The organism is Deinococcus alpinitundrae, from assembly GCF_009982895.1.
Taxonomy (GTDB): Bacteria; Deinococcota; Deinococci; order Deinococcales; family Deinococcaceae; genus Deinococcus; species Deinococcus alpinitundrae.
The window spans coordinates 1-654 of sequence record NZ_WXZL01000097.1; the positions used below are offsets into that span (position 1 = coordinate 1).

At 58.0% G+C, this 654-nt stretch carries 1 pseudogene; it reads right to left on the minus strand.

Annotation, left to right across the window (positions count from 1 at the left end):
• Positions 1-284 precede the first annotated feature (284 nt).
• Positions 285-654, minus strand: a pseudogene (locus GUI70_RS22550) (serine hydrolase domain-containing protein); the annotation flags it as partial.

Here is a 654-nt window from a genome sequence, read left to right on the forward strand (position 1 = left end):
TCCAGTCTTGGCTATGTCCCCCCTGCCGAGTTCGCTGCCCGCTATCATCCAACCTAGAAGTGACTTGCCTGCTGGTCCTGCGTTTTGGGTTCACTCCAATTCCGAAACGTCAGAAGCCGATATGGACAATGCTCTGCTTGACCTTCATCTTTTTGGCTGGCATGGACATCGGCAGGGCGCTTTATCACGCGGTTCATTAGCCCGGCCCGGTGGTACCTGGTGAGCGTCTAGCATCTGGACAGCGCCGTCTACGTCATGAATGAACACGGTAAGCCTGAGCTTAATCATGCAGGCTCAGCAGCTGACACGTGCCTCGCGAGTTCAGCAATGACGTGGCGGTGGTTGGGATGATCGCTGATCTGTCCTGTCATGACTACCACGAGGTCAAGCGTGGGAAACACAGCGATGTATTGCCCACCGTACCCGGTGGCATACCAGCCAGGTGTTTCATCCGGTCCTGGCAACCACCAGAGCCAGCCGTACTCCGGCAGACCCTCCATAAAGCTGTATCCCTTGACTCGCGGACAGGTCATCTGGCTGATCCAGACCGCAGGCACCACCGACCTTCCCTGCCACCAGCCTTGCTGAAGCACCAATTGGCCGAGACGTAGCATCTCGCGTGGCGTCAGGTGCAGCGTCCCTGAGCCCCATACC